Source organism: Enterococcus thailandicus, assembly GCF_001886265.1.
GTDB classification, from domain to species: Bacteria; Bacillota; Bacilli; order Lactobacillales; family Enterococcaceae; genus Enterococcus_B; species Enterococcus_B thailandicus.
This window is the reverse complement of the sequence record NZ_JXLE01000011.1, coordinates 61,493-85,543: the sequence shown is the minus strand read 5'-3', so window position 1 is coordinate 85,543 and position 24,051 is coordinate 61,493. Positions and strand designations below refer to the sequence as shown.

Below are 24,051 nucleotides of genomic sequence, written 5' to 3'. Positions count from 1 at the left end.
TCGCTCCTTCCTATACCGACAAATATTTTTGTTGTCGCAATGCTTTAACAAAACGTTGGATTTCTAATAACCAAACAGCTTCACTCATTGTTTTAGGAATGGTTAAGCGGATAACCATTTTTTCCTTTTCAACACCTAAACCTGCTTTCAACGTTGTTTCACTTAACGCCTCAAACAATTGTTCAACAGAATAGCGTTTCGTACCAACCTTACTTAGCGTGAAAATTACTGTTTCTTGTTGCTTACGCATCGTTTCTAATAAGGCACGATCACCATCCATTTTCAATTGTCCAACTGTTAATAGATGAGCAACTTCTTCAGGGTACTCACCAAAACGATCCAATAGATCATCTTCAAGCTCGTCCAACATTTCTTGTGATTCCAGCTCCCGAATCCGCTTATAGATTTCAATTTTTTGACGTTGATCTGAAACATAAGTATCTGGTAAGTAAGCATCCACACCGAGGTCGATCTCCACAGTTGTTTTTTCAACTTGATTATTTTTTCCTTGTTTACGAGCGACAGCTTCACTTAACATTTGTGAATACATATCAAAACCGACTGCATCGATAAAGCCATGCTGTTGCGCACCTAATAGATTACCAGCACCACGAATAGACAAATCACGCATCGCAATTTTAAAGCCTGATCCTAGTTCTGTAAAATCCTTGATTGCTTGCAATCGTTTTTCACTGACTTCATTGAGAATCTTTTGTGGTTCATACATGAAGTAAGCATATGCCACTCGATTGCTTCGCCCCACTCGGCCACGTAGCTGATAAAGAGTTGATAAACCCATATAATCGGCATTTTCAACAAATAGCGTATTTGCATTTGGAATATCCACGCCTGTTTCAATAATTGTGGTCGTGACTAACACATCATATTGTCCTTCAACAAAATCAAACAACGTATTTTCTAATTGAACTTCCGTCATTTGACCATGAGCGTAGCCAATTCTCGCTTCCGGAACTAACTCTTGGATTTCTTCAACTTTTTGCTCAATGGTTTCCACTCGATTATAGAGATAAAAAACTTGACCGCCGCGTCCCATTTCACGATGAATCGCTTCTCGAATTGCTCCAGGATTCTTCTCCATAACATAAGTTTGAATTGGGTAACGATTTGCCGGCGGTGTTTCAATCACCGATAAATCTCGTACACCCAACATCGACATATGCAACGTTCTCGGTATTGGTGTCGCTGTTAATGTCAATACATCTACTTGCGCCCTAAGTTGTTTCAACCGTTCTTTGTGCTTCACGCCAAATCGTTGTTCTTCATCAATAATCAATAAGCCTAAGTCACTAAATTCAATATCTTTTGATAAAATACGATGCGTTCCGACAACAATGTCTACTTGTCCCGTACGCAATTGTTCAATCGTTTCTTTTTGTTGCTTTTTCGTTCGGAAACGGCTCAGCAAGCCAATATTAATTGGAAAACCTTCAAAACGTTCGAGCATCGTTTCATAATGTTGTTGTGCAAGAATGGTCGTGGGAACTAAAAATGCCACTTGTTTGCTTTCCTTCACAGCTTTAAAAGCAGCTCGCAAAGCAACTTCCGTTTTACCATATCCTACATCACCTACCAGCAGACGATCCATTGGTTTTTCTTTTTCCATATCACGCTTGATTTCCGAAGAACTACGCAGTTGGTCATCTGTTTCAGAATAAGGAAATGCTTCTTCAAATTCTTTTTGATACCCATCATCTGGCCCAAAAGCATAGCCAATCTCGGACTCTCTGGCTGCGTATAATTTGATTAGATCATCCGCGATATCTTCGATTTTAGAAGATACTTTCCGCTTGGTTTTCGTCCACTCACTACCACCCAGCTTATTGATTCGTGGAGCTTTTGATTCAGACGCAACATATTTTTGAATCAAATTCAACTGAGTGACAGGGATAAATAATTTGTCGTCATTTTGGTATAAAATCGTCATGTAATCTTGATGAACGCCATCGACTTCAAGCGTTTCCATCCCGATATATTTTCCGATCCCATGATTCGCATGAACAACATAATCGCCAACTTTTAATTCGTTATAACTCTTTAAACGTTCTGCATTCGTAACCGTTTGGCGACGAGCTCGTTTTTTCGTTGTCTTTTGGAAAATTTCTTTTTCGGTGATGACCACGATTTTTTCTTGTGGCAATTCAAAACCATTTTGTAGTGCCCCTTCAACTAATTGCACTTGTCCGACGATTAGCTCATCATTTGCCGTTTCAATGGCTAAAATATCGTCATCGCGTAATAATTCTTCTACTTTACGAATTCGTTCCTTGGTTGGAATATAAATCATGACTGTCTGCTTTTGTTTGCGCCAACGATCAATTTCCGTTTTCAACAACGGCATTTGACCAAAAAATTGCTGCATCGTCCGATATTGAAACGAATAAATGGCGTGAAATTTCAAATTGCCCATTCCTTTTTGGAACAAAGCAAAAAAGGTTGTCGAAAACTGTTCTTTTTGAATCAATTTATGAACATCGGTAACAAAACTCTGTTCTGAAAAAACACGAAGTTCACTAATTTTTTGTGTCTGCCATTCAGCTGCTTCTCGTTCAATTTCTCGATTTGTTTCCATCATCCTTGGATAATCATCCACCATCAAGAAGCTATCAGAGTGAAAATAATCTAAAATCGTGGTTGACGTTGGATACAGCAAATCAGCGTAAAGCTTTGCCTCTTCCGTTGGTATTCCCGCTTGCCAGTTTGACAAAATTTGACCGAAATAGTCTTGTAAAAATACTTGATCGACTTTTTCAGCAGTCGTTGCTAATCTTTTTTCAAGTAATTTTTCTAACTCTTTCATTCCATGTTCCAGATCAGTTCCTGTGTAGATTTGCTCTGACGTTGGCGAAATCCAAATCTCTTCCGTTGGTCCAATAGAACGTTGTGTTTCTGCTTCAAAGTAACGCATCGAATCAATTTCAACATCAAACAACTCCACCCGTACAGGATGTTCCATCGTTAAAGGATAAATGTCAACAATACTTCCGCGAATACTAAACTCACCGGGTTTTGCAACCATTTCTTGACGTTCATATCCCATCAGGACTAATTGGAGCGGTAGATTTTCTACATCAATTTCATCGCCAATTTTCCAGTTGAGTTGTGCATCAACCCAAGCATTCTTACTCGGTAATCTTTTGTGTAATGCAGCAACTGGCAAAAGATAAATTCCTGCTTGCTTTTCCTGCAATGCATTTAATGTGGCTACTCGCTCTGCTCTTGCTTCTGGCGAAGAAAAAGCCATTTCCGCAGACAAGACTTCATCTACTGGAAATAGATGAATGTTGTCTTGATCAACGACGTGTTGCAAATCTTCCGCTAATTGATTTGCGTAATATAAATTTGGTAACAAAACGATTATATTTTTATTCGTTTTTTTGAAAACGTGGGCGATCAGTAATGTTTTAGCAGATCCTGCTAGCCCAGTAATCAATTGCCGTGGCGTATTTGCTTCTAACTGAGCCACCCATTCTTTTACTTGAGGTTCTTGACCCACTAATTGAACAATATCCATTTCGCTTCTCCTTCTTAGTTAAACTGATTCATTGTATCAATAAATGAATGCCCGTCGAGAACAAAATTGATTGCTTGAACCGATTGATGAATACTTTCTTCTATTAAAGGTTGTGTTTCTTTACTAAAAGGACTAAGCACATGTGAAACCACCGTCTTTTTACCTTCGGGTCGACCAATCCCAACTTTTACACGATTAAAAATATTCGTATCCAAGTGAGAAATGATACTTTTCATTCCATTATGTCCGCCGGCACTTCCCTTTTGGCGTAAACGAATCTTTCCGACTGCCAAATCTAAATCATCATATACAACAATTAACTCTTCTGGATAAATACCAAAATAAGTCATTAACGGTCCGACCGAACGACCTGATTCATTCATGAAAGTTTGCGGTTTTACAAGTAAAATCTTTTCTCCCTTGTAAAAGAATTCTGCAACTTCCGCTTCAAAGGTATTTTTTTTAAATGTCGCTTGATGCTCTTTTGCAAGACGATCAACAACCATAAATCCAATGTTGTGTTTTGTTTGTTCATACTTCGTTCCAGGATTACCTAATCCTACGATCATTTTCATTTATTTATTCACCTAATTCTAAAGAACACAAAATGCTGGACAGCTAATCAGCAGTCCAGTTAAAAGATTCATTCTTCTTTTTTATTTTTAAAAACAGTATAACACATAAACAGCTGTTTCGACTAAAACAGAATGTTTAATAAATGATAAAAATATTAAAAATTTCTTCAAAACTTAATGAAATCATTGGTTTCAAGAAATAGTGAAATAACGCACATGTAAGCTTTTACATATGATACAACCTTGTTATCTGTTATATTTCCTAGTCAAATAGCGTGACAGCAAGGCTGATCCGTGTTAGCATAGTCAAGGGAAAAACAAATCAATGGAAGGATTGATACACATATGACTGCAACTGCAGAAATTAAAGATCACAAAAAAGTTATTCTTGTTGGAGACGGTGCCGTAGGTTCTAGCTATGCTTTCGCTCTAGTGACTCAAAATATCGCTCAAGAAGTTGGAATTGTAGATATTAACACAGCTAAAACTGAAGGAGACGCATTAGACTTAACTGATGCTCTTGCTTGGACACAACCTAAAAAAATCTACTCAGCTACTTATGCAGATGCACATGATGCTGACCTTGTAGTTATCACTGCTGGTGCTCCACAAAAACCAGGTGAAACTCGTTTAGATTTAGTAAATAAAAACTTAAAAATCAACCGTGACGTTGTTACACAAATCGTTGAATCAGGTTTCAATGGTATTTTCTTAGTTGCTGCTAACCCAGTTGATATCTTGACTTACTCAACTTGGAAATTCTCTGGCTTCCCTAAAGAACGCGTTATCGGTTCAGGTACATCTCTTGACTCCGCTCGTTTCCGTCAAAAGATTGCTGAATTAGTTGACGTTGATGCTCGTAACGTCCATGCTTACATCCTTGGCGAACACGGTGACTCAGAATTCCCAGTTTGGTCACACGCAAACGTTGCTGGACTACAAATTTACGAATGGGTTAAAAATAACCCAGAAGTAGATGAAGAAGCATTAGTAAATATCTTCTTCGGCGTACGCGACGCAGCTTACACAATCATTGAGAAAAAAGGCGCTACTTTCTATGGTATCGCAGTTGCATTAGCTCGTATTACTCGTGCTATCCTTGATGACGAAAATGCTGTATTACCTTTATCTGTTTACATGGAAGATCAATATGGATTAAACGACATTTATATCGGCGCACCTGCTGTTATCAATGCTCAAGGTATCCAAAAAGTTATCGAAATTCCATTATCTGATGCAGAACAAGATCGTATGAATGCTTCAGCTAAACAATTAAAAGAAATTTTAGACCAAGCATTCGCAAACTTAGAAGACTAATTGAGTGCTTCTTCGTTAAAGTGAAACTTGTAGCCGGGACAATGTATGTCTCGGCTTTTTTATTATTTTGAAATAATTATCAAAAAAGATTTTGTTTAATTTTTTCCATAATGAATATTTAAACTTCGTCTTTTTAAATAAATTATGCTATGATGAACTCGATATGCACCCTATTCTATTATTCAAGGAGTTATCGTTCTATGACAAGATCTTCCCAACACAAAAAAAAGATACACATTGGCATTCTTTCAGCACTTGGTGTTCTGTTGATATTAGTCAGCTTTTATACCTTCCGCAGTACATATTACACAAGTCACTTCTTACCTCATACTGAGATCAACGAAATTGATGTAAGTAATATGACTGTTGATCAGGCAAACAAGAAATTAAAAGACACTTACTCTAATACAACTTTAGCAATTGAAGAAAATGGTAAAGTTTGGCAAGAAATCGCTAAATCAGAATTAGGTTATCGCGATGATTTTTCAGATGATTTAAGTAAACTCTTATCCAAGCAAAACGGTTGGACTTGGGGGATGACTTATGTTTCAGCAGCTGAAAAACAAGAAATTGATCCTGTTAGTCAAGATCATTCAAAACTAGACGCTACAATCGATACGCTGACAACAAAGCTAAATGATTTAAATAGTAATCGAAAGCAAACACAAGATGCTACCATCAAAAAAACAGATGACGGCTTCGCCATTACACCTGAAGTTAACGGTGATTCAATTGACGTAGACGCAACCGTAAAAGAAATCAAAGAAGTTGCTGCTACAAGTGAAAAGCAAATCGACTTGAATGACTTTAAGCAAAAAGCTAAAGTTACTGCTGACGACAAAGAGCTAAATCAACAATTAACAGCTATGAACAATATTGCTAAAGTCAAAGCAACTTATAGCATTAATGGACAAACATTCCAAATTCCTACAAACGATTTAGCTAGTTGGCTGATTTATTCAGACGGCAAAATTGATTTAGATACTGACAAAATGACGCAATATGTGACTGAGCTAGGTCAAGAATATAATACAAGTACAAATGATACCGTGTTTAACAGCACAAAACGCGGCGAAGTAAATGTCCCAACAGGAACGTACAGTTGGACCATTCAAACAGAAGATGAAGTCGCAGCTCTAAAGAAACAAATTTTAGCTGGTCAAGATTTTACTCGCTCACCGATTGTTCAAGGAAGCACAACTGCTGATCATGCTTTAATTGAAGATACTTACATTGAAGTTGATTTACAAAACCAACACATGTGGTACTACAAAGATGGCAAAGTCGCACTTGAAACAGATATCGTTTCTGGTAAACCAACAACTCAAACCCCTGCTGGTGTCTTTTACGTTTGGAACAAAGAAACCAATTCCGTTCTAAAGGGAACCAACGATGATGGCACGCCATATGCAAGTCCTGTAGATTACTGGATGCCAATCGACTGGACCGGTGTCGGAATCCATGATTCTGACTGGCAGCCGGAGTATGGTGGCGAGTTATGGAAAACTCGTGGCTCACACGGTTGTATTAATACACCACCAAGTGTCATGAAAGAATTATTTGGAATGGTCGAAGTAGGTACGCCTGTTTTGGTATTCTAATACTCAAAAAGGAGTCAACGAACAAATTGTTCGTTGACTCCTTTTTATTTTTACATTTCAGCAGAAGTAAAGACCTCTGAGACATCATCGTCGTCTTCCAATTTATCGACTAGTTTATCTAATTGTTCGCGTTGCTCATCTGTTAATGAAATCATCATTTGGGGAAACATTGTCAATTCAGCCTGGACAAAAGTAAATCCATCTTTTTCTAATTGATCACGAACAGCTACAAAATCTTCAGGTGCTGTGTAGATTTCAAATACTTCAGCTGAAGTTTGCAGATCTTCTGCTCCAGCTTCCAGCACATCTTCAAACATTGTCTCCTCATCTACTGCTAATCCTTCACGTTGAATGACCAAATAGCCCTTACGATCAAACAAATAATTAACGGACCCCGTTTCTCCCAAAGATCCTCCATTACGTGTAAAAGCTACGCGAACATTGGTTGCTGTTCGATTTCGATTATCCGTCAACGCATGTACCAAGATCGCTACGCCACCTGGACCGTACCCTTCGTACGTAATTTCATCATAATTTGCTTCATCTGCCGCAGTTGTCGCTTTTTTGATGGCACGTTCTACATTATCATTTGGCATATTAGCCGCTTTTGCTTTGTCTACCACTAAACGTAGTGCAGGATTCATTGTAGGATCAGGCCCACCTGATTTTGCTGCCATATAGATTTCTCGTGAAAGTTTTTGAAAAATTTTACCACGTTTTGCATCTTGGGCATTTTTTCTTCCTTGAATATTGTGCCATTTACTGTGTCCTGACATTTCTACTCCTCCTTTATGTTCACACGAATCATTTTAGACCCTCTGACAAAAAAAGCAATCTTCCAAATTTATAATTTCTTTTTCCAGCCTTTCACCAAAATACACAATAAAACAGCCGTCAATGCACCCATTGAGTCAAGCATCACATCTTGAAACATTGGCGATCTACCACCGGTCATCATTTGATGAAACTCATCTAGACCAGCATATCCTGTCGCCGATAACCATGCTAAAATTCCTGTTAACCACCAAATTTTTAGCTTAGGAAACACACCTAAGAACAAACTACCCCCTAGAATAAAATATGTTCCAAAATGAGCTGCTTTTCGGATAAAAAACTCTACAAATTTGAAATAGCCTAAATGCTCAATACTCACTTCGCTTCCGCCATAATCAAAGCGAATCGTTGCGAATGTTTCTTTAAATGGCTGTGAAGAAAGCCAGCCTTCTAATCTGGAAACTTGTGACTGCTCTACATACGTTTGCGATGAACTATAAAATAATACAGCTACAATCAGCAAAGCAATGACCAAATAAAAGTTTCCATTTTTCATTTGTTTTTGGATTGAATTCATAAGTCACCTCTCCTACTTATCTTAGCTTTTTTTTTCGGAAACGACAATCTAAAAAAAGACTTCTTCTACTAGATAATGCTATACTAAATGTTGAACAAAAAATTGAAGGGAGATTTTTTATGAACTATTCATTAAACTGGGATCTTGACTCCATTTTTTCTGGGGGAAGCAATTCTTTAGCCTTAAATGAGCGTATGACTGAGCTTGAATCACAGATGGAAAACTATTATCAATTAGTTGGGAATTGGGAATTCACACCAGAAGACTTTGAACAACTACAAACCATTTTACAATTACAAGCAAAAATTTCTGATGGATTCACTCAATGTGACAGCTACATCACTGCACTATTATCTGCAAATGTAAACGATTCACAAGCGAAAATTTTATCTGGAAAACTTTATGCACTTCTTCCTCGACTACAGTCAGCAGAAACTGTCCTTTCGACAAAATTTGCAAAAATAAATGAAGAACACTGGCAAACACTAATCACAAATTCTAATTTTCAACTACTTGCGTTTCGTTTAAATGAACTTCGTCGTGATGGTGCGCAATTATTATCAGAATCCGAAGAAAATATTATCAATACTTTATCACTTGATGGGCTAAACGCTTGGAGTAGTCACTACGATACCATCGTTGCCAGCATCAAGATTCCTTTTACTCAAAACGGTGAAACAGTTGAACTTTCCGCTGGACAAGCATTCAATAAAATGATGAGTGATCCTGATCAAGAAATTCGTAAAACATTATTTGTTGCTTGGGAAACAGCATGGAAAGAAAAAGCACCCCTATTTGGCGATACACTAAATCATTTAGATGGTTTCCGTCTCTCTACTTATAAGCTTCACGGCATTACTGATTATCTGCAAAAACCGTTAGAATACAATCGCTTGAAAAAAGAAACTCTTGATGTTATGTGGTCAACGATTGAGAAAAACAAACAACCTTTAGCAGACTATTTGACCCGAAAAGCAAATCTTTTTGGCAAAGAAAAAATGGAATGGCAAGATCAAGATGCACCAATCATTTTAGGCGACCTAGAAGAAAAAACATTTACCTTTGATGAAGCTGCGGCGTTTATCGTCGAAAACTTTAAAAAATTCAGTCCTAAAATGGCTGACTTTGCTCGATCAGCATTTGAAAAAAGTTGGATTGAAGCGGAAGATCGTCCAGGAAAACGCCCAGGTGGTTACTGTACTGAATTACCTGAAACAAAAGAATCAAGAATTTTCATGACTTATAGCAATTCTGTAAATGAGGTTGCTACCTTAGCACATGAACTTGGTCATGCCTTTCACAGTAGTACAATGTGGGATCTTCCTTCATTAAACCGTGAATATGCTATGAATGTAGCAGAAACTGCTAGTACTTTTGCAGAACTGATTGTAGCGGATGCTACCCTAAAAGCTGCAAAATCCAAAGAAGAGCAAATCAATTTACTAGATACTAAATTACAAAATGCGCTGGCCATGTTCATGAACATTCATTCACGTTTTATTTTTGAAAACAGTTTTTATACTGCTCGTCAAAAAGGATTAGTTTCTGAAGAAGAAATAACTTCGATGATGATTGACGCGCAAAAAGAAGGTTATCAAGATGCCTTGGCTAGTTACCATCCATATTTCTGGTCAGCAAAATTACATTTCTTTATTGATGATGTACCATTTTATAATTTTCCGTATACATTTGGCTATCTATTCAGTATGGGAATTTATGCTTATGCTAATCAAAAAGGCACAAATTTTGAACAAGAATACATTGATTTACTAAGAGATACAGCTTCAATGACTACAGAAGAGCTAGCTGAAAAACATCTTGGTGTTGATCTAACAAAACCAGATTTCTGGCAAGCCGGAATTGACATGGTTTTAGATGATATTCAACAATTCATGGAATTAACGGAAGAATTTGTTCAATAATTCTTTTAACACAAAAAACCTGAACGACTTTTCAATCCAAAAAGTTGTTCAGGCTTTTTATTTAAGTAAAAAAACAGAAAAGAGTTAGGCTGATGCCCAACTCTTTTATTTTTTCAATTAAAATTACATGCTAACTGCAAAGTCAGGTGCAAACCATTGAACTGAGCCAACTTTTACACTTTCACCTGGTTGAGGTGCATGGATGTATTGTCCGCCACCTAAAGCAATTGCTACGTGGTAAGTTCCACCAGCTGAACCCCAGAATAATAGGTCTCCTGCTTTAGCTTGAGAAACTGAAATTTTTGTTCCAGCTTGTTCTTGAGGAACAGTATAGCCACCGATGTCACGACCAGTTACTTGTAAGTATACATAGCGTGTGAAACCTGAGCAGTCAAATCCTGATGGAGTTTTTCCACCCCAAACATATGGTGTACCAATATATTTGTAAGCTTCTGCTACGATAGCTGAACCATTAACAGATGATGAACCACCAGTTGATGGAGGTGTAACAGGTTTAGATGGTGTAGTTGAACCATCGTTACCAGTATTTGAGTTTCCATTACCAGTACTTGGTGTTGTTGGTTCTTGAACTACAGGAGCTTCTGAAGAAGAATCTTCTGTTACAGGAGCTTCCGGTGTTGTTGATTCTTCAGGTGCTGAAGTTTCAGGTACTGTAGACTCTTCAGGTGTTGAAGTTTCAGGTACAGTTGATTCTTCAGGTGTTGAAGTTTCAGGTGTTGTTGACTCTTCTGTTGCTGAAGATTCAGGCGTTGTTGATTCTTCTACTACTGAAGAATCAGATGTTGCTGTTGCTGAAGATTCAGATACTACAGTTGATTCAGTAGCTGTAGATTCAGAAACTGCTGTTTGTGCAGCAGCTTGAGCTTCTGCTTGTTCACGTGCTTCTTTTTCAGCTTTTTCTTGAGCAGCTTGTTGACGTGCTTGTTCTGCTAAACGTTCTTGTTCGCGAATACGAGCTTGTTCAGCTTCTGCTTCTGCTTTTTGGCGATTTAAATCTGCTTTCTTATCTTCAGCAGTTGCTTGTTCAGCAGCTAATGAAGTTTTCATTACGTTTAAGTCAGCTTGTGCAGATAAAAGATCACCTTTTTGAGCTTCTAAAGCTGCTTGGTTTTCAGCAAGTTCTTGTTGTTTTTGTTTGTTTTCAGCTTGTTTGTCTTCAACAGCTTTTTTATCTTCTTTTTGTTGTTCAATTAATTCATTGTTTGCTTTAACGATTGTTGTCATCGCATGAATACGACCAACAGCATCTGCAAATGAGTCTGCATCCATTACAGCATCAATGTAATTTGAACTTGTATTTTTCACTTGTGCTTCACGCGCTTGATTTTGAATTGTATCTTGGCGTTTTTCAATACGTTCTTGTAAATCTGCAATTTCTTTTTCTAATTGTGCAGATTCATTACGTAAAGTTTCTTGTTTTGATAATAAATCTTGAGCTTGTGTGTTAATATCAGTAACTTGACTTTCCAAAGCATCAATTTGTGATTGTGCATCTAATTGTTGGTTTTGTAGGTCTGCAATTTTCTTATCTTGTTGTTGGATCTGTGAATCGAAATCATCTGCCGCGGCAGCGATCGGTGATGCTACGGCAGTTAAAGTCATTGAACAAACCATTACTGCTGATAATAAACTCTTTTTCACTCTTCATTCCTCCGACTGGCTTAATTTAATAAATATCTAAAAATATTTAAGTCTTTCTTAACGATAAGAAAATTGTACCATAGCTGTATGTCAGCGATATAATAGTTATGTTACAAAAATATTTCAAAATACATTTATAAAATGACAAAATTGTTAGAAAAGGAAATAGAAACAAAAAAAGAAATTATTCATCACTGAATAATTTCTTAAATGGAAATACAAAAATAGCAAAAATAATCATGTTCAACAGCAATGTTGGGCCTAAAAACTGGGTAATAAAATAATTCTTATTCACTATCGCAAGTTTAAAAATCAGCTGAATAATTAACGTAAATAGTTCATATCCAGTCACAAAAATAATCATACTAAAAAATTCGGTAAATATATTTGTATGAATAATTTGACTCATTGAGTACATGATAAAAACAATTAAGGGAAGTGCTACCGCATAAATACCAATTACACCAATATAATACATATCAAAAATGGCACCTAAGACGATTGTCGTAATTAACAGATATCTTTTTGAGAAGCTTAGGCTACAAAATAGTAATGCCAGAATCAAAAAATGCGCATTTGCCATGTAGACACCTTTTGTCCACTCACCTAAAACTCTAGTTACCTGCCCATCCAAAAGCATAAGAAAGAACAGGATAACAGGTAGGTAATACTTCATCGTTTCTTTTTTCAGCATAAGCTACTCATCCTCCACTAAGCGTTGGATGATTGTGACAACTGATAAGTCATACATCTGTGCATAAGGTTTGATATAAACTTCTCGATCTAAACCATTACTGTCAGGTTTAACTTTTGTAACTGTCCCGATTGACAAGTTAGCAGGTGAATTACCTCCTAAACCAGATGTCTGTACAACATCGCCTTCCTTGATGTCTGTATCACCAGTCAATTGTGTTGCAACCAACGCTTGGTTTGCTTCATCATATCCTTTGAGCAACCCAAAAGCATTCCCGTTGGCAGAATTAATTTTTACCGGAAAATGATCTGAACTTTCATTAGCTGAAGTTAATAACTCAACTTTGGAAGAAGCTGCATTTACCTCAACTATACGTCCAACTAAACCTTTTTGTGACATAACAGCCATGTTTGGTTCGATACCATCTCTTGAACCTTTATCAACAGTCAACATGTCTTGCCAACTATCAGGTGAGCGAGTAATAACGTTGGCAGTGACTTTCTCATAACTGGTTAATGTTTGATTCAAATCAAGTTCTTTCTTCAATGACTCAATTTCTTTTTGATAATTTTTATTTTGCTGTGCTACTTCATCATAACTATCTAAACGCTCTTTTAGTCGCTCATTCTCAGAATAAGTAGAAAATAAATTATGCACAGAATTCACACCATTTCCGACCCATCTTGCTGGTGCGAAAACAGCTTTGTCAATAATAGCAACACTGTCATTGACAACAGATTGAAATATATTAGTTTTTCCTTCATTTGCTCGTTGAGCAGCCGTTACACTTAAAATCGTCACCACAATAATGACAATAATCAACGTAATAATAATATTTTTATTGGGATTGAACTTCTTCACAAAGACACCTCGAATTAATTAGACTCTTGTTTTTAATTTTAGCACTAAACACCTTGAAACAAAAGGCAAGTTACTTCTCTTAATCTTTTTTTAGCAAATCTTTTTCACTATGCTTGCTTTAGTTATTCAAGTGTCCACGTTTGTGAAATTCTAGCCAAAGAAGTTCCTTAATCTTTGCTTTGAATTACAGCTATTACACCCGTTTCAAATGAAAATTTAGCTGTATCAGAAACAAATTCATTACTTGCATACGAAGTTGGTTGAGTAACAGTTGCATTTTCTAACTCATATTTGCTTTCTTTGATATCCAGATGGCTGACGGGCGTCAAACAGCAATAAGCCAAGTATTTCATTTCTGGTATCTTTTTGATTGAGTAGCTGCCTGGCAAGTAATAACTCAAATTATTTTGACGATCTGCCAAAGTCAAATGCTGAATATATGGCTGAAACCTTGGCTCCAGTCCTAACCACAAATTAGATAATAAATGATCCAAACGTCCACCAGTCGCACCTACTAAGCTATAATCTGCATCGGGATAGCGCTCGAATGTAGACACTAATGCTAATTGCGTGTCAGTATCGTCTTTTTCTGCTGACGATTGAATAACCAGCTCTGCTTGTGAGAAAACATAAGTACGTTCTTCCTCATTTAACGAATCAAAATCACCCACAGCTAGTTCCAAAGAAAATCCTTGTTGCAATAAATATAACGCTCCACGGTCAATACCAACATGATAGTCATACTCAGAGCCTGTTATCTCTGGCCATTCTTGTGGTGATCCGCCTGCTGCTAATAAAATTTTCATTTTAGCTCAAAGCCTCTTTGAGTTGATTAATTTGATGGATTGGATTTTCAGAGGCATAGATGTAAGATCCTGCTACAAAAACATCTGCTCCTGCCTCTTTACAAATTTTCGCTGTTTCCGGAACGATTCCACCATCAACTTCGATTGCGTAATGATAGCCATTTTCTTGGCGAAGCAAGTCTAATTCAGCAATTTTAACAACAGTTTCTTCAATAAAGCTTTGACCGCCAAAACCAGGATTTACCGTCATGACCAAGACCTGATCAACTATAGATAACACATGCTGAATTGCTGAAACTGGTGTACCAGGATTGATTACCACACCAGATTTCACTCCTAGATCATTAATCATTTGAACAGCACGATGAATATGTGGTGTTGATTCAGCGTGAACAGTAATGATGTCGGAACCAGCTTTTGCGAAATCTGTAATATAATTTTCTGGATTTACGATCATCAAATGAACATCTAAAGGCAATTTAGTCACTGGACGGATTGCTTGGACAACATTTGGTCCTAATGTAATGTTTGGTACAAATTGACCATCCATAACATCGACGTGGATGTAATCTGCTCCACCTTTTTCTACTAACTCAATATCACGTTGTAAGTTGGCAAAGTCTGCACTTAAGATTGATGGTGCTAATTTCATTTCATTTCCCCCTATTTTCTTTTGCTCTCTTTTTTATAAACAGGTCTGCGCTTTTCAACTTCTTGTAGAAATTGCAAATAGTTATCATAACGCGTTTGTGCAATTTCGCCATTTTCTACTCGGCGTTTGACCTCACACCCTGGTTCTTTCGCATGCATACATTCACGGAAACGACAATGTGCAGACGCCTCAACAAATTCCGGAAATTGTTTTGGTAGCTCCGTTGCTTCAATCGTCAGAAAGTCAATCGAGCTAAAGCCTGGTGTATCAGCAACCAATCCATCATACAACGGAATCAATTCAACATGACGCGTAGTATGCTTCCCTCGACCAAGAGAATCTGAAATTTCTGCTGTTGCTAACTGTAATTCTGGCGAGATTTGATTAAGTAAAGTCGACTTGCCTGCCCCCGATTGCCCCATAAAAACAGTTAGCTGCTCTGGAAAGTAACGAATTAATTCATCTGTATCTCCTGATTGCTTCGGTACTATAACTGGATAACCAATTTTTTCGTAGGTTTCTTTAATCTCTTTAATTTTGGGATCATTCGGTGCTAAATCTGTCTTTGTTAGAAAAATAATTGGTCGAATCATTTCATACTCAAGCATCACTAAAAAGCGATCAAGTAAATTCGCTGAGAAATTTGGTTCAACTAAACTGGTTACGATTACACCTAAATCAACATTCGTCACCGGCGGTCTTACTAATTGATTTTTTCGTGGCAAAATTTCCAGCAAATAACCATCTGTTTTATTTTCACTTTCAAAAATGACTTGGTCACCAACTAATGGACTAATTTTTCGATTACGAAAATTTCCTCTTCCTCGTGTTTGGTAGGTTTCCCCATCGGCATAAACATAATAAAAACCACTGATTGCTTTTCTAATTTGTCCTCTGATTTGTGCCACCTCCGTTTTTTATTTATTTTAACACAGGAAAAAGAATTCTTATGCCTTTACAAGTAAACTTATTAAACTCTAGAAAATTTATTTTTACATTTTTCTATAAAAAAAGAATTATGTCATTAGTTTTTCACTAACAACATAATTCTTTTGTGCTTAGTTGAGTCACATGTGGTTACTCTTGTGATTTATTTTCTTCCTTTGATTCTCCTGTTGTCTCTGTCGTTTCTTTTGTTGAACTACTTGATGAATCTTTTTCTGAAGAAGCTTTTGCTGGATCTGGTCCCTTGGAGTAAACAACACTCACGATATCACCTTTAGCAATGCTTGCTCCGACACCTGGATTAGTACGAATAACTTTATCCTTGTCGACAGTATCTGAGTATTCAGATGTTTCATGTCCAATGTATTCAGCGCCAATCCCAGATAAATAATTTTGTGCTTCACTCTTTGAATAGCCTGAAATATCATTTAGACGACTTGGTTTTTCCTCAGCTCCTTGGCTGACTACAAAACTAACAGCTGTTTCTGCTGCCGTGAATTCGCCTGACCCGGGATTTTGACTAATAATATTTCCCGCAGCTATCGTATCGCTATAATCATAGCTCACGCTAATATTCGATGCTAAAAAGCCTGCAGATATCAACGTACTATAAACTTCATCATAGTTTTCGCCTGTATGATTATACAAATAAACTGGTTCCGCTCCTTTGCTCACTTTGAAAGTAATTGTATCAGAATCCGGATCAACTTCTCCGTCCGCAGGTGTTTGAGAAATAATTGCACCCTTCTCAACTTCAGAACTATATTCTTCTTCCGACTTAATTTGGTTTTCTGAAAAACCTAATTCAATTAAATTTGCTTTTGCTTCATCGTAGTTTACGCCAGCATAATCTTTTAATTTGATTTTTTTCGAGCCACTGCTTAAATATAATTTTACTTCGCGATTCCTTTTCACAGTTGTCTTTGCTGCAGGATCTGTTTTAACCACATTTCCTTCTTCAATTTTGTCATCAGCAATTTCTTCTGTCTCGCTCGCTACTTTTAGATTCGCGTTTTCCAACACCGTTCGAGCCGCTGCTTCCGTTAAATCTGATACATCTGGTACTTCCACTTCGCCTCGACCACCAGAAGCAAAAAATACGCCTGCGCCGATGCCTAAGCCCAGTAAGACCAGAATGAGTAAAATCCACCATTTTTTTCGTTTTTTCTTTGGTTTTTCTTCCTCTTCTTCTGGTTGATGATTTGGTTGTTCCCACACGTCATGCTCATCTGGTAAACGCATCGACTTGAACGAATCTGGCATTGGTGAGTCTGCATCAATCGGTGTCAGCACTTTGGTTTCATTCAGCATAGCTTGCGGTTCCCACTTTGGTTCATTCGCACGCGCAGGTGAAAGAACCGTTGCTAAGTCTTCATTCATTTCATCCGCAGTCAAATACCGATCCGTTGGTTCTTTTGCAGTTGCTTTCAATACAACATTTTCCAATGCCTGTGGCGCTCCCGGATCAATCGCTTTAATCGAAGGTAGCTCATCTTGAAAATGTTTCAAAGCGATCGTTACTGCTGACTCACCGTCAAATGGCACACTACCTGTCAACATCTCATAAAGAATGATTCCAAGCGCATAAATATCGGACTGTTTCGTAGCCATACTTCCTCTTGCTTGTTCAGGTGACAAGTAATGCACGGAGCCTAACATTGTATTCGTTTGAGTAATTGATGTTTCAGATAATGCAATCGCAATTCCAAAATCAGTAATCTTCACGACACCTTCATGGTCAATCAAAATATTTTGAGGTTTTAAATCGCGATGGATGATTTGATGATTATGAGCCAAAGAAATCGCTGATAAAATTTGTTGCATAATATCAACAGCTGTCTGATATGGAATTGGATAATGGGTTTGGATGTATCGCTTGAGATCCATTCCCTTCACATATTCCATTACTAAATATTGCATACCAGCTTCTTCACCAACATCATACACACTCACGATGTTTGGATGAACCAATTCAGTTGCTGCTAACGCTTCTCTTTGAAATCTGCGGATAGCAGTTTTGTCGTTTTGAAAGTCAAACCGTAAAACCTTGACAGCTACATCACGGTCTAAGATTAGGTCATGGGCCAAGAAAACATTTGCCATTCCGCCACTGCCAATATTGCCAGTGATTTGGTAACGTCCATTTAATTTCTTACCTAACTCGATCATGCACAGTCCTCCTTGTACTCAATAAGGAGTGCAGTAATGTTATCAGCGCCACCTGCCTCGTTTGCACGATCGATCAATTCTTTTACTTTATCCGTAAGCGAACCGGCACCATCGATAATTGACCCAATCATTTCTTCTGACAACATATTAGTAAGTCCATCTGAGCAAAGTAATAATCGATCACCCAATTGCCAAGAATAAGTTGCTACATCTACTTCAACTGTCCCCGGCATTCCTACCGATCGTGTCAAAATATTTTTTCTTGGATGGTTCACTGCCATTTCTTGACTGATTTCACCAGATTTGACCAGTTCATTCACTAATGAATGGTCTTCTGTTAACTGCTTTAATTGGTCTTCACGTACTAGATAAGCACGACTATCCCCAACATTTGCAATCGTAAATCTTGTTTCTGACAGAGCTGCAGCAACAATGGTTGTCCCCATACCATTATATTCTGGCTTTTCTTGTCCTCGCTGATAAATTTTACCATTTTCATTTTGGATTGTTTGAATAAACCACTGGGCAATTTTTTCACTATCTTTTAGTGCTTGTCCTTCCCAGTCAGCACCCAAATTGGTCACAGCCATTTGACTGGCAATATCACCAGCTCGATGCCCACCCATTCCATCAGCTAAAACTGCCAGTTTGATTCCTTTTTGATTAGTAAATACACTCGCATAGTCTTGGTTGGTATTACGGCGTCTTCCTACATCTGATTGAAATTCAATTTGCATTTCTTCACCTCATTACTTTTTACGCAAACAACAGATAAAAAAGCCATCTGTATTAAATTGATGTGGATACAAAGTTAACATTTTATCTTCGATTGATGATTTTAGCACAGGACTCACTAAAACATCAATCCTTTCAAATTCAGGATGTCGTTTTAAAAAGGTCGAAATGACCCCTTGATTTTCATCAGCTAGAATGGTGCAAGTGCTATAAGTCAAGATTCCTGACGATTTTAACGTAGGAGCACAGCTTTCCAAAATTGCTAATTGAATTTTAGGTAAATTTTCTAAATCTTGTGGATTTTTTTTGTAGCGAATGTCTGGTTTCCGACGCAATAAGCCTAAACCAGAACATGGTGCATCAACCAAAATACGATCAAATTGTTCTGATTCAAAAGTTTGTTGTACTTCTCGTGCATCCATTTTTTGTGCAAAAACTGCTGACGACACATTTAAGCGAGCAGCATTTTCGTCAATTAGCTTTACTTTATGATCATGAACATCAAGAGCAATCACTTCGCCACCACATGTTGAATCTAAAAATGTTGCAATATGCGTTGTTTTACCGCCTGGCGCAGCACATGCATCCAGCACATGATGCTCTGGCTCAATTTGCATGGCTGGTGCAACTAGCATGGAGCTTTCATCTTGGACAGTTAGCAACCCATCATGAAATAGTGAACTCGAAGCTAAATGACCTTTTTCAGCAACAACACCATAAGGGCTAACTTGGCTTTCTTTCACAGAGATATCTTCTTCATTCAAAACAGTGATTGCTTGTTCACGTGACAAGCGACGAACATCCACTCGTCCACTTGCATGGCTTGATTCATAGAGTGAATAACCTAGTTTTTCTGTTTCTTCAAACCCAATTTGATCAATAAAACGTTGAGTCAGCCAAACAGGTAGACTGATTTTCACTGCCAATCGCTCTACGGGATCTTTGATTGTTTCTACGTCAGGTTTTCCTTGGCGTTGATAACTTCTCAATACGCCATTCACGAATTTTCCTGTTCCGGGGTTTCCTTTTATTTTCGCAATTTCCACAGCTTCGTTCAAAATCGCATGGTCTGGAACCTTGTCTAAAAATTCCAGCTGATAAACAGACAACAACAGCAATGTTTTGACCCATTCATCTACTTTTTTTGCTTTAGCAATAAAAGGAGTAATATAAAATTCAAGTAATAATTGATGACTAATCGTTCCATAAACAAGTTCTGTAAATAGTCCGATATCTTTTGGATTAAGCTTTCCTTTGTTAATCATTTCGTTTAATAAAAGATTGGAGTACGCACCACCTTTAGAAACTCGTTCTAAGGTCATTAAAGCCATGTAGCGTACAGATTTTTTCATACTGTTTGGGATTTTTGTCATTATTTCACCTGCTGTCCAACCATTACATGCTGGCCGCTACCATTTAGAAATGCTTGAATGGTTTGCTTCCCTTTACCTGCAGGTTGTAATTCTTTGATTGCTAATACCGTTTGATTGCCACACGCAATCCAAAGGTTCTTTTTATCTTTGCGAATGATTGTACCGGGAGCTTCGGTTGTTTCCTCTGCAAGTGGCTCCACAGCTAGTAATTTCCAACGAGCATCTTCATACGTTGTAAATGCGATTGGCCAAGGACGCATCCCGCGTACTTGATTATCAACTTCTTCAGCCTTTTTATTCCAATCGATTGCTTCTTGTTCTCTTGTAATGTTAGGAGAAAAGGTCACTTTTTCTTCATCTTGAGGAGTTGGTGTTAAGCTACCATCTAAAATACTTGGTAATGTTTTTAATAAGAGTTCTTTTCCTAATAAACTCAATTTATCAAACATTGTTCCAACATCATCTTGTTTGGTAATGGGCAAGCTTTCTTGCGCAAAAATGCCACCAGCATCCATTTTTTTAATCATTTCCATAATGGTGACACCTGTTTCTTTTTCACCATTGATAATCGAATAATGTACAGGTGCTCCTCCACGATATTTAGGTAATAAAGAAGCATGGACATTGATTGCTCCATGTTTAGGAACTTGAAGTAATTTTTCTGGTAAAAATTGACCGAAGGCAGCCGTAATCAAAATATCTGGTTGTAATTCAACGATTTTTTCCATTTCTTCTGAGCCAGAAATCTTTTCTGGTTGTAGTACTAGCAAATCGTGCTTCAATGCTGCTTCTTTGACTGGCGTTGGTGTAATCACTTTTTTTCTACCAACTGGTCGATCAGGCTGTGTCACTACAGCTTGAACTGTATAGCCAGCTTCCAATAACCCCTCTAGTATTGGGACGGAAAAAGCTGGTGTTCCCATAAATACAATATTAGTCATTCATGTGCTCCTCCATATATTTTTCAAGTTCTTCTTCAGGAATTTGTTCAATCATTTTTTCAACAAACAAAACACCGTTTAAATGATCGATTTCATGTTGAAAGGCTCGTGCTAAATAGTCGAATGCCGTTACTTCCATTTCTTGACCTTCACGATCAAAATAGCGAACAGTCACCTCGTCTGCACGTTTCACAGTCCCATAAACATGCGGGATACTCAAACAACCTTCCACATCTAAGCTTTCTCCTTTTGCCTCAATAATTTCAGGATTGATCAATTCAAATTTGTCCCCTTCATCAACTTCAACGATTGCTAAACGAAGATTTTTTCCTACTTGCGGTGCTGCAATACCAATACCGTCCATCGCAACCATTGTTTCATACAGGTCATCTAGTAGGGCAACTGTTTCATCTGTGATGACATCGATAGGTTGAGCTGTTCGTTTTAATTTATCATTTGGGTGAATCAAGATTGGGTAGCGCATATAGTATCCTTTCTCAAATAAAATGTAATGGTTCATTATCAATTGCCACGAATAGTCCATGGCGTTGTTCTTTTTGGCTTTTATCTAAAATGTCATCCAACACATTGGCTAGTTGCGGTTCGTGCTTGTATTTAATAATCAGCTGATAGTAATAACGATTCTTCACACGCAAAATCATACTTGGTGTTGGACCTAAAATCAAACTTTGGTCACTTAACGTCTGTTTGAGCAATTGCCCAATTTGGAAGATTTTTTTTGCAGCTACTTGTTCTTCTGGGTGGCTCGTGGTAATTTTCACCGTAAAATAATACGGTGGGTAGCCTCCGCGATGACGAACTTGCATTTCTTTTTGATAAAAGCGTTCATAATTTTGTTCTTTTACTAACTCAATTGCGTAATGTTCTGGGTTAAATGTTTGAATGACTACCTCTCCAGCTTTTTCAGCTCGGCCAGCTCGACCTGAAACTTGCGTTAACAGTTGGAAAGTATGCTCACTTGATCGGAAATCTGGTAAGTTGAGTGACGTGTCTGCATTTAAAACACCTACTAACGTTACATCTGGAAAATCTAGTCCTTTAGCAATCATCTGCGTACCTAAAAGAATATCTGCTTCCTTCGCACCAAATTTTTGCAAGATACGTTCATGTGCTCCTTTTTTTCGGGTAGTATCGACATCCATTCGTAAAATACGCGCTTCCGGATACAAAGTTTGCAATTCTTCTTCCACTTTTTGCGTACCTGTACCATAATACCGAATTTTATTCCCACCACAATTTGGGCAACGATGAGGGATTGGCTCTTCATGTCCACAGTAATGGCAACGCATTGACTTACTATCCATGTGTAACGTCAAGGAAATGTCACAGTTTGGACAAGGTAAAACAAACCCACAGTCACGACACATAACAAACGAAGAATAGCCACGACGATTTAATAACAGAACCGTCTGTTCCTTCTTTTCTAAACGATCTTGAATTTTTTCTTGTAATTGGCTAGAGAAAGTAGATGCCTGATGTTTTTGAAACTCTTCTCGCATGTCCACAATGTCAATCACAGGTAGCTGTGCACTACTTTTTGCTCGTTTGTTCAAGGTCAAAAGTTGATACACTCCCTTTTGTGCTCTCGCACGTGATTCAAGAGAAGGTGTCGCACTTCCTAATACGACTGGACAATGGTGGTACTTCCCACGCCAAATAGCTAAATCTCTCGCATGATAGCGTGGTGTTTCATCTTGTTTATAACTTGATTCATGTTCCTCATCAATAATAATCAAGCCAATATTTTCTAACGGTGCAAAAATCGCCGAGCGAGCACCAACAACTACTTGTGCCTCGTTTCGTTCGATTTTACGCCACTCGTCATATTTTTCTCCCTGCGATAATCCACTATGTAATACCGCAACGGCTTCACCAAAACGTCCTTTGAATCGCTCAACCATTTGTGGTGTCAATGCAATTTCTGGGACTAACATGATTGCTGTCTTTTTCGCAGCTAAAACTTCGGCAATACTTTGCAGGTAGACTTCTGTTTTTCCACTTCCGGTAATGCCTTCTAATAAGAAAATCGGTTCTTGTTGTGTTTGACATGCTGTGGTAATTTGATCGACTGCAAATTGTTGTTCTTGGTTCAAATCTAACGCGCTGGTTTGCTCAAATGAACGGTGTTGATATGGATCACGATAACGTTCGACTTCTTCAAAACGAAGCCAGCCCTTCTCTTTTCCTTGATTCAACACAACGCTACTGATTCCTTTATCTTTAAAGTACGCAAGTGGCTCATCTTTAACTACTTCAGATAAGCAAAGCAACAATTCTTTTTGTTTTTTAGCATTTTGACGTAGCTTTCCCCACTCTTCCTCAATCTGTTCTTCTTTCAAAAGTGAGTGAACCATTCGAATTGTCTTCACTTTGTTTTTAGTATGAACTTCATAACGAATATCAACTAATTTCTTTTTTCGCCAACGCATCAACTGAGAAACCATGCCTAAAGACTCTGCCTCTTTCCAAGAAATCATTTCTCGTTCTTGAAAAAATGCTTGTGTTTCAACTGCAGGTTTCAACGGATAAATGATTTTGTCATACTCCGCTTTCATGACACTTGGCAACATCGTTTGAAGACAAGTGATTTTAAATGCGTAGGTAATTGTCTTCATATAATCAGCCAACGCTAAAAGCTCTTGATTAACAACTGGTGCTAAGTCAAGCACACGAATAATTGATTTAAGTTGAACTTCAGTCTGAACAGCTTCGTCGTTCAATCCAACAACAAATCCCTGAACATGTCGATCGCCTTTTCCAAAGGGAACTTCCACACGCATGCCCACTTGCAACTCCGCTTCTAATGTGAAGGGAACAAGATAAGTGAAAGGTTGATCTGTTTGCATCGTCGGCACGTCTACAATTACTTCTGCAATTACTTCCACAACTTTCCC

19 protein-coding genes are annotated in these 24,051 nt (G+C 37.8%); 3 read left to right on the top strand and 16 right to left on the bottom strand.

Going from position 1 to position 24,051, the window contains the following annotated elements; translation table 11 throughout:
- Nucleotides 1–10 precede the first annotated feature (10 nt).
- Nucleotides 11–3,532: a transcription-repair coupling factor gene (gene mfd, locus RV17_RS08975; protein ID WP_071869032.1), complete on the bottom strand. Its 3,522-nt coding sequence runs from the start codon at nt 3,530–3,532 to the stop codon at nt 11–13.
- 14 nt (nt 3,533–3,546) lie between these two features.
- The gene (pth, locus tag RV17_RS08970; RefSeq protein WP_067484716.1) at nt 3,547–4,107 is read right to left on the bottom strand and encodes an aminoacyl-tRNA hydrolase; all 561 of its coding nucleotides are present in this window, start codon (nt 4,105–4,107) and stop codon (nt 3,547–3,549) included.
- Nucleotides 4,108–4,452: 345 nt separating this feature from the next.
- Between pth and RV17_RS08965 the strand changes: the two genes are divergently transcribed.
- The gene (locus RV17_RS08965) at nt 4,453–5,424 is read left to right on the top strand and encodes an L-lactate dehydrogenase (protein ID WP_067484713.1); all 972 of its coding nucleotides are present in this window, start codon (nt 4,453–4,455) and stop codon (nt 5,422–5,424) included.
- Between the two features lie 200 nt (nt 5,425–5,624).
- Nucleotides 5,625–7,025: a L,D-transpeptidase family protein gene (locus tag RV17_RS08960; protein WP_071869031.1), complete on the top strand. Its 1,401-nt coding sequence runs from the start codon at nt 5,625–5,627 to the stop codon at nt 7,023–7,025.
- 50 nt (nt 7,026–7,075) lie between these two features.
- On the opposite strand, the gene RV17_RS08955 is transcribed toward RV17_RS08960, so the two are convergent.
- Nucleotides 7,076–7,801, bottom strand: coding sequence for a YebC/PmpR family DNA-binding transcriptional regulator (locus RV17_RS08955; RefSeq protein WP_071869030.1), 726 nt, complete (start codon nt 7,799–7,801; stop codon nt 7,076–7,078).
- Nucleotides 7,802–7,869: 68 nt separating this feature from the next.
- Nucleotides 7,870–8,376, bottom strand: a complete 507-nt coding sequence (locus RV17_RS08950; protein ID WP_071869029.1) for a VanZ family protein — start codon at nt 8,374–8,376, stop codon at nt 7,870–7,872.
- A gap of 119 nt (nt 8,377–8,495) precedes the next feature.
- On the opposite strand from RV17_RS08950, the gene RV17_RS08945 reads away from it, so the two are divergent.
- On the top strand, nt 8,496–10,298 hold the full coding sequence (locus tag RV17_RS08945) for a M3 family oligoendopeptidase (protein ID WP_071869028.1): 1,803 nt from the start codon (nt 8,496–8,498) through the stop codon (nt 10,296–10,298).
- Nucleotides 10,299–10,421: 123 nt separating this feature from the next.
- On the opposite strand, the gene RV17_RS08940 is transcribed toward RV17_RS08945, so the two are convergent.
- The 12 genes from RV17_RS08940 to priA all read right to left on the bottom strand — a co-directional run bounded on the left by RV17_RS08940 (nt 10,422) and on the right by priA (nt 24,042).
- Nucleotides 10,422–11,960 carry a C40 family peptidase gene (locus RV17_RS08940; RefSeq protein WP_071869027.1) on the bottom strand — a complete coding sequence of 513 codons (1,539 nt, stop codon included), beginning with the start codon at nt 11,958–11,960 and terminating at the stop codon, nt 10,422–10,424.
- A gap of 184 nt (nt 11,961–12,144) precedes the next feature.
- Nucleotides 12,145–12,654: a rod shape-determining protein MreD gene (gene mreD / locus RV17_RS08935; protein WP_067484702.1), complete on the bottom strand. Its 510-nt coding sequence runs from the start codon at nt 12,652–12,654 to the stop codon at nt 12,145–12,147.
- A gap of 3 nt (nt 12,655–12,657) precedes the next feature.
- Nucleotides 12,658–13,515, bottom strand: coding sequence for a rod shape-determining protein MreC (gene mreC / locus RV17_RS08930; RefSeq protein ID WP_067484700.1), 858 nt, complete (start codon nt 13,513–13,515; stop codon nt 12,658–12,660).
- Between the two features lie 167 nt (nt 13,516–13,682).
- Nucleotides 13,683–14,321 carry a thiamine diphosphokinase gene (locus RV17_RS08925; protein ID WP_071869026.1) on the bottom strand — a complete coding sequence of 213 codons (639 nt, stop codon included), beginning with the start codon at nt 14,319–14,321 and terminating at the stop codon, nt 13,683–13,685.
- 1 nt (nt 14,322) lies between these two features.
- Nucleotides 14,323–14,973: a ribulose-phosphate 3-epimerase gene (gene rpe / locus RV17_RS08920; RefSeq protein WP_067484696.1), complete on the bottom strand. Its 651-nt coding sequence runs from the start codon at nt 14,971–14,973 to the stop codon at nt 14,323–14,325.
- Nucleotides 14,974–14,984: 11 nt separating this feature from the next.
- Nucleotides 14,985–15,881 carry a ribosome small subunit-dependent GTPase A gene (gene rsgA, locus RV17_RS08915; RefSeq protein WP_067484694.1) on the bottom strand — a complete coding sequence of 299 codons (897 nt, stop codon included), beginning with the start codon at nt 15,879–15,881 and terminating at the stop codon, nt 14,985–14,987.
- Between the two features lie 169 nt (nt 15,882–16,050).
- Nucleotides 16,051–18,087, bottom strand: a complete 2,037-nt coding sequence (gene pknB / locus RV17_RS08910; protein WP_071869025.1) for a Stk1 family PASTA domain-containing Ser/Thr kinase — start codon at nt 18,085–18,087, stop codon at nt 16,051–16,053.
- A complete protein-coding gene (locus tag RV17_RS08905) occupies nt 18,084–18,824 on the bottom strand; it encodes a Stp1/IreP family PP2C-type Ser/Thr phosphatase (RefSeq protein WP_071869024.1) in 741 nt (246 codons plus the stop codon). Before RV17_RS08905 ends, pknB begins: the two co-directional genes overlap by 4 nt.
- A 12-nt stretch (nt 18,825–18,836) precedes the next feature.
- A complete protein-coding gene (gene rsmB / locus RV17_RS08900; protein WP_067484685.1) occupies nt 18,837–20,195 on the bottom strand; it encodes a 16S rRNA (cytosine(967)-C(5))-methyltransferase RsmB in 1,359 nt (452 codons plus the stop codon).
- A complete protein-coding gene (gene fmt / locus RV17_RS08895) occupies nt 20,195–21,136 on the bottom strand; it encodes a methionyl-tRNA formyltransferase (protein WP_071869023.1) in 942 nt (313 codons plus the stop codon). Before fmt ends, rsmB begins: the two co-directional genes overlap by 1 nt.
- Nucleotides 21,129–21,620: a peptide deformylase gene (gene def, locus RV17_RS08890; protein WP_067484760.1), complete on the bottom strand. Its 492-nt coding sequence runs from the start codon at nt 21,618–21,620 to the stop codon at nt 21,129–21,131. Before def ends, fmt begins: the two co-directional genes overlap by 8 nt.
- 13 nt (nt 21,621–21,633) lie before the next feature.
- The gene (priA, locus tag RV17_RS08885; RefSeq protein ID WP_071869022.1) at nt 21,634–24,042 is read right to left on the bottom strand and encodes a primosomal protein N'; all 2,409 of its coding nucleotides are present in this window, start codon (nt 24,040–24,042) and stop codon (nt 21,634–21,636) included.
- Between the last annotated feature and the right edge of the window lie 9 nt (nt 24,043–24,051).

What these genes read in the sequence shown, in the direction of transcription:
- RV17_RS08925 (WP_071869026.1), bottom strand. Translation starts at nt 14,321, where the DNA reads ATGAAAATTTTATTAGCAGCAGGCGGATCACCACAAGAATGGCCAGAG.
- pth (WP_067484716.1), bottom strand. Translation starts at nt 4,107, where the DNA reads ATGAAAATGATCGTAGGATTAGGTAATCCTGGAACGAAGTATGAACAA.
- fmt (WP_071869023.1), bottom strand. Translation starts at nt 21,136, where the DNA reads ATGACTAATATTGTATTTATGGGAACACCAGCTTTTTCCGTCCCAATA.
- mreD (WP_067484702.1), bottom strand. Translation starts at nt 12,654, where the DNA reads ATGCTGAAAAAAGAAACGATGAAGTATTACCTACCTGTTATCCTGTTC.
- RV17_RS08905 (WP_071869024.1), bottom strand. Translation starts at nt 18,824, where the DNA reads ATGCAAATTGAATTTCAATCAGATGTAGGAAGACGCCGTAATACCAAC.
- RV17_RS08965 (WP_067484713.1), top strand. Translation starts at nt 4,453, where the DNA reads ATGACTGCAACTGCAGAAATTAAAGATCACAAAAAAGTTATTCTTGTT.
- RV17_RS08950 (WP_071869029.1), bottom strand. Translation starts at nt 8,376, where the DNA reads ATGAATTCAATCCAAAAACAAATGAAAAATGGAAACTTTTATTTGGTC.
- RV17_RS08945 (WP_071869028.1), top strand. Translation starts at nt 8,496, where the DNA reads ATGAACTATTCATTAAACTGGGATCTTGACTCCATTTTTTCTGGGGGA.
- mfd (WP_071869032.1), bottom strand. Translation starts at nt 3,532, where the DNA reads ATGGATATTGTTCAATTAGTGGGTCAAGAACCTCAAGTAAAAGAATGG.
- pknB (WP_071869025.1), bottom strand. Translation starts at nt 18,087, where the DNA reads ATGATCGAGTTAGGTAAGAAATTAAATGGACGTTACCAAATCACTGGC.
- rpe (WP_067484696.1), bottom strand. Translation starts at nt 14,973, where the DNA reads ATGAAATTAGCACCATCAATCTTAAGTGCAGACTTTGCCAACTTACAA.
- def (WP_067484760.1), bottom strand. Translation starts at nt 21,620, where the DNA reads ATGCGCTACCCAATCTTGATTCACCCAAATGATAAATTAAAACGAACA.
- rsmB (WP_067484685.1), bottom strand. Translation starts at nt 20,195, where the DNA reads ATGACAAAAATCCCAAACAGTATGAAAAAATCTGTACGCTACATGGCT.
- RV17_RS08960 (WP_071869031.1), top strand. Translation starts at nt 5,625, where the DNA reads ATGACAAGATCTTCCCAACACAAAAAAAAGATACACATTGGCATTCTT.
- RV17_RS08955 (WP_071869030.1), bottom strand. Translation starts at nt 7,801, where the DNA reads ATGTCAGGACACAGTAAATGGCACAATATTCAAGGAAGAAAAAATGCC.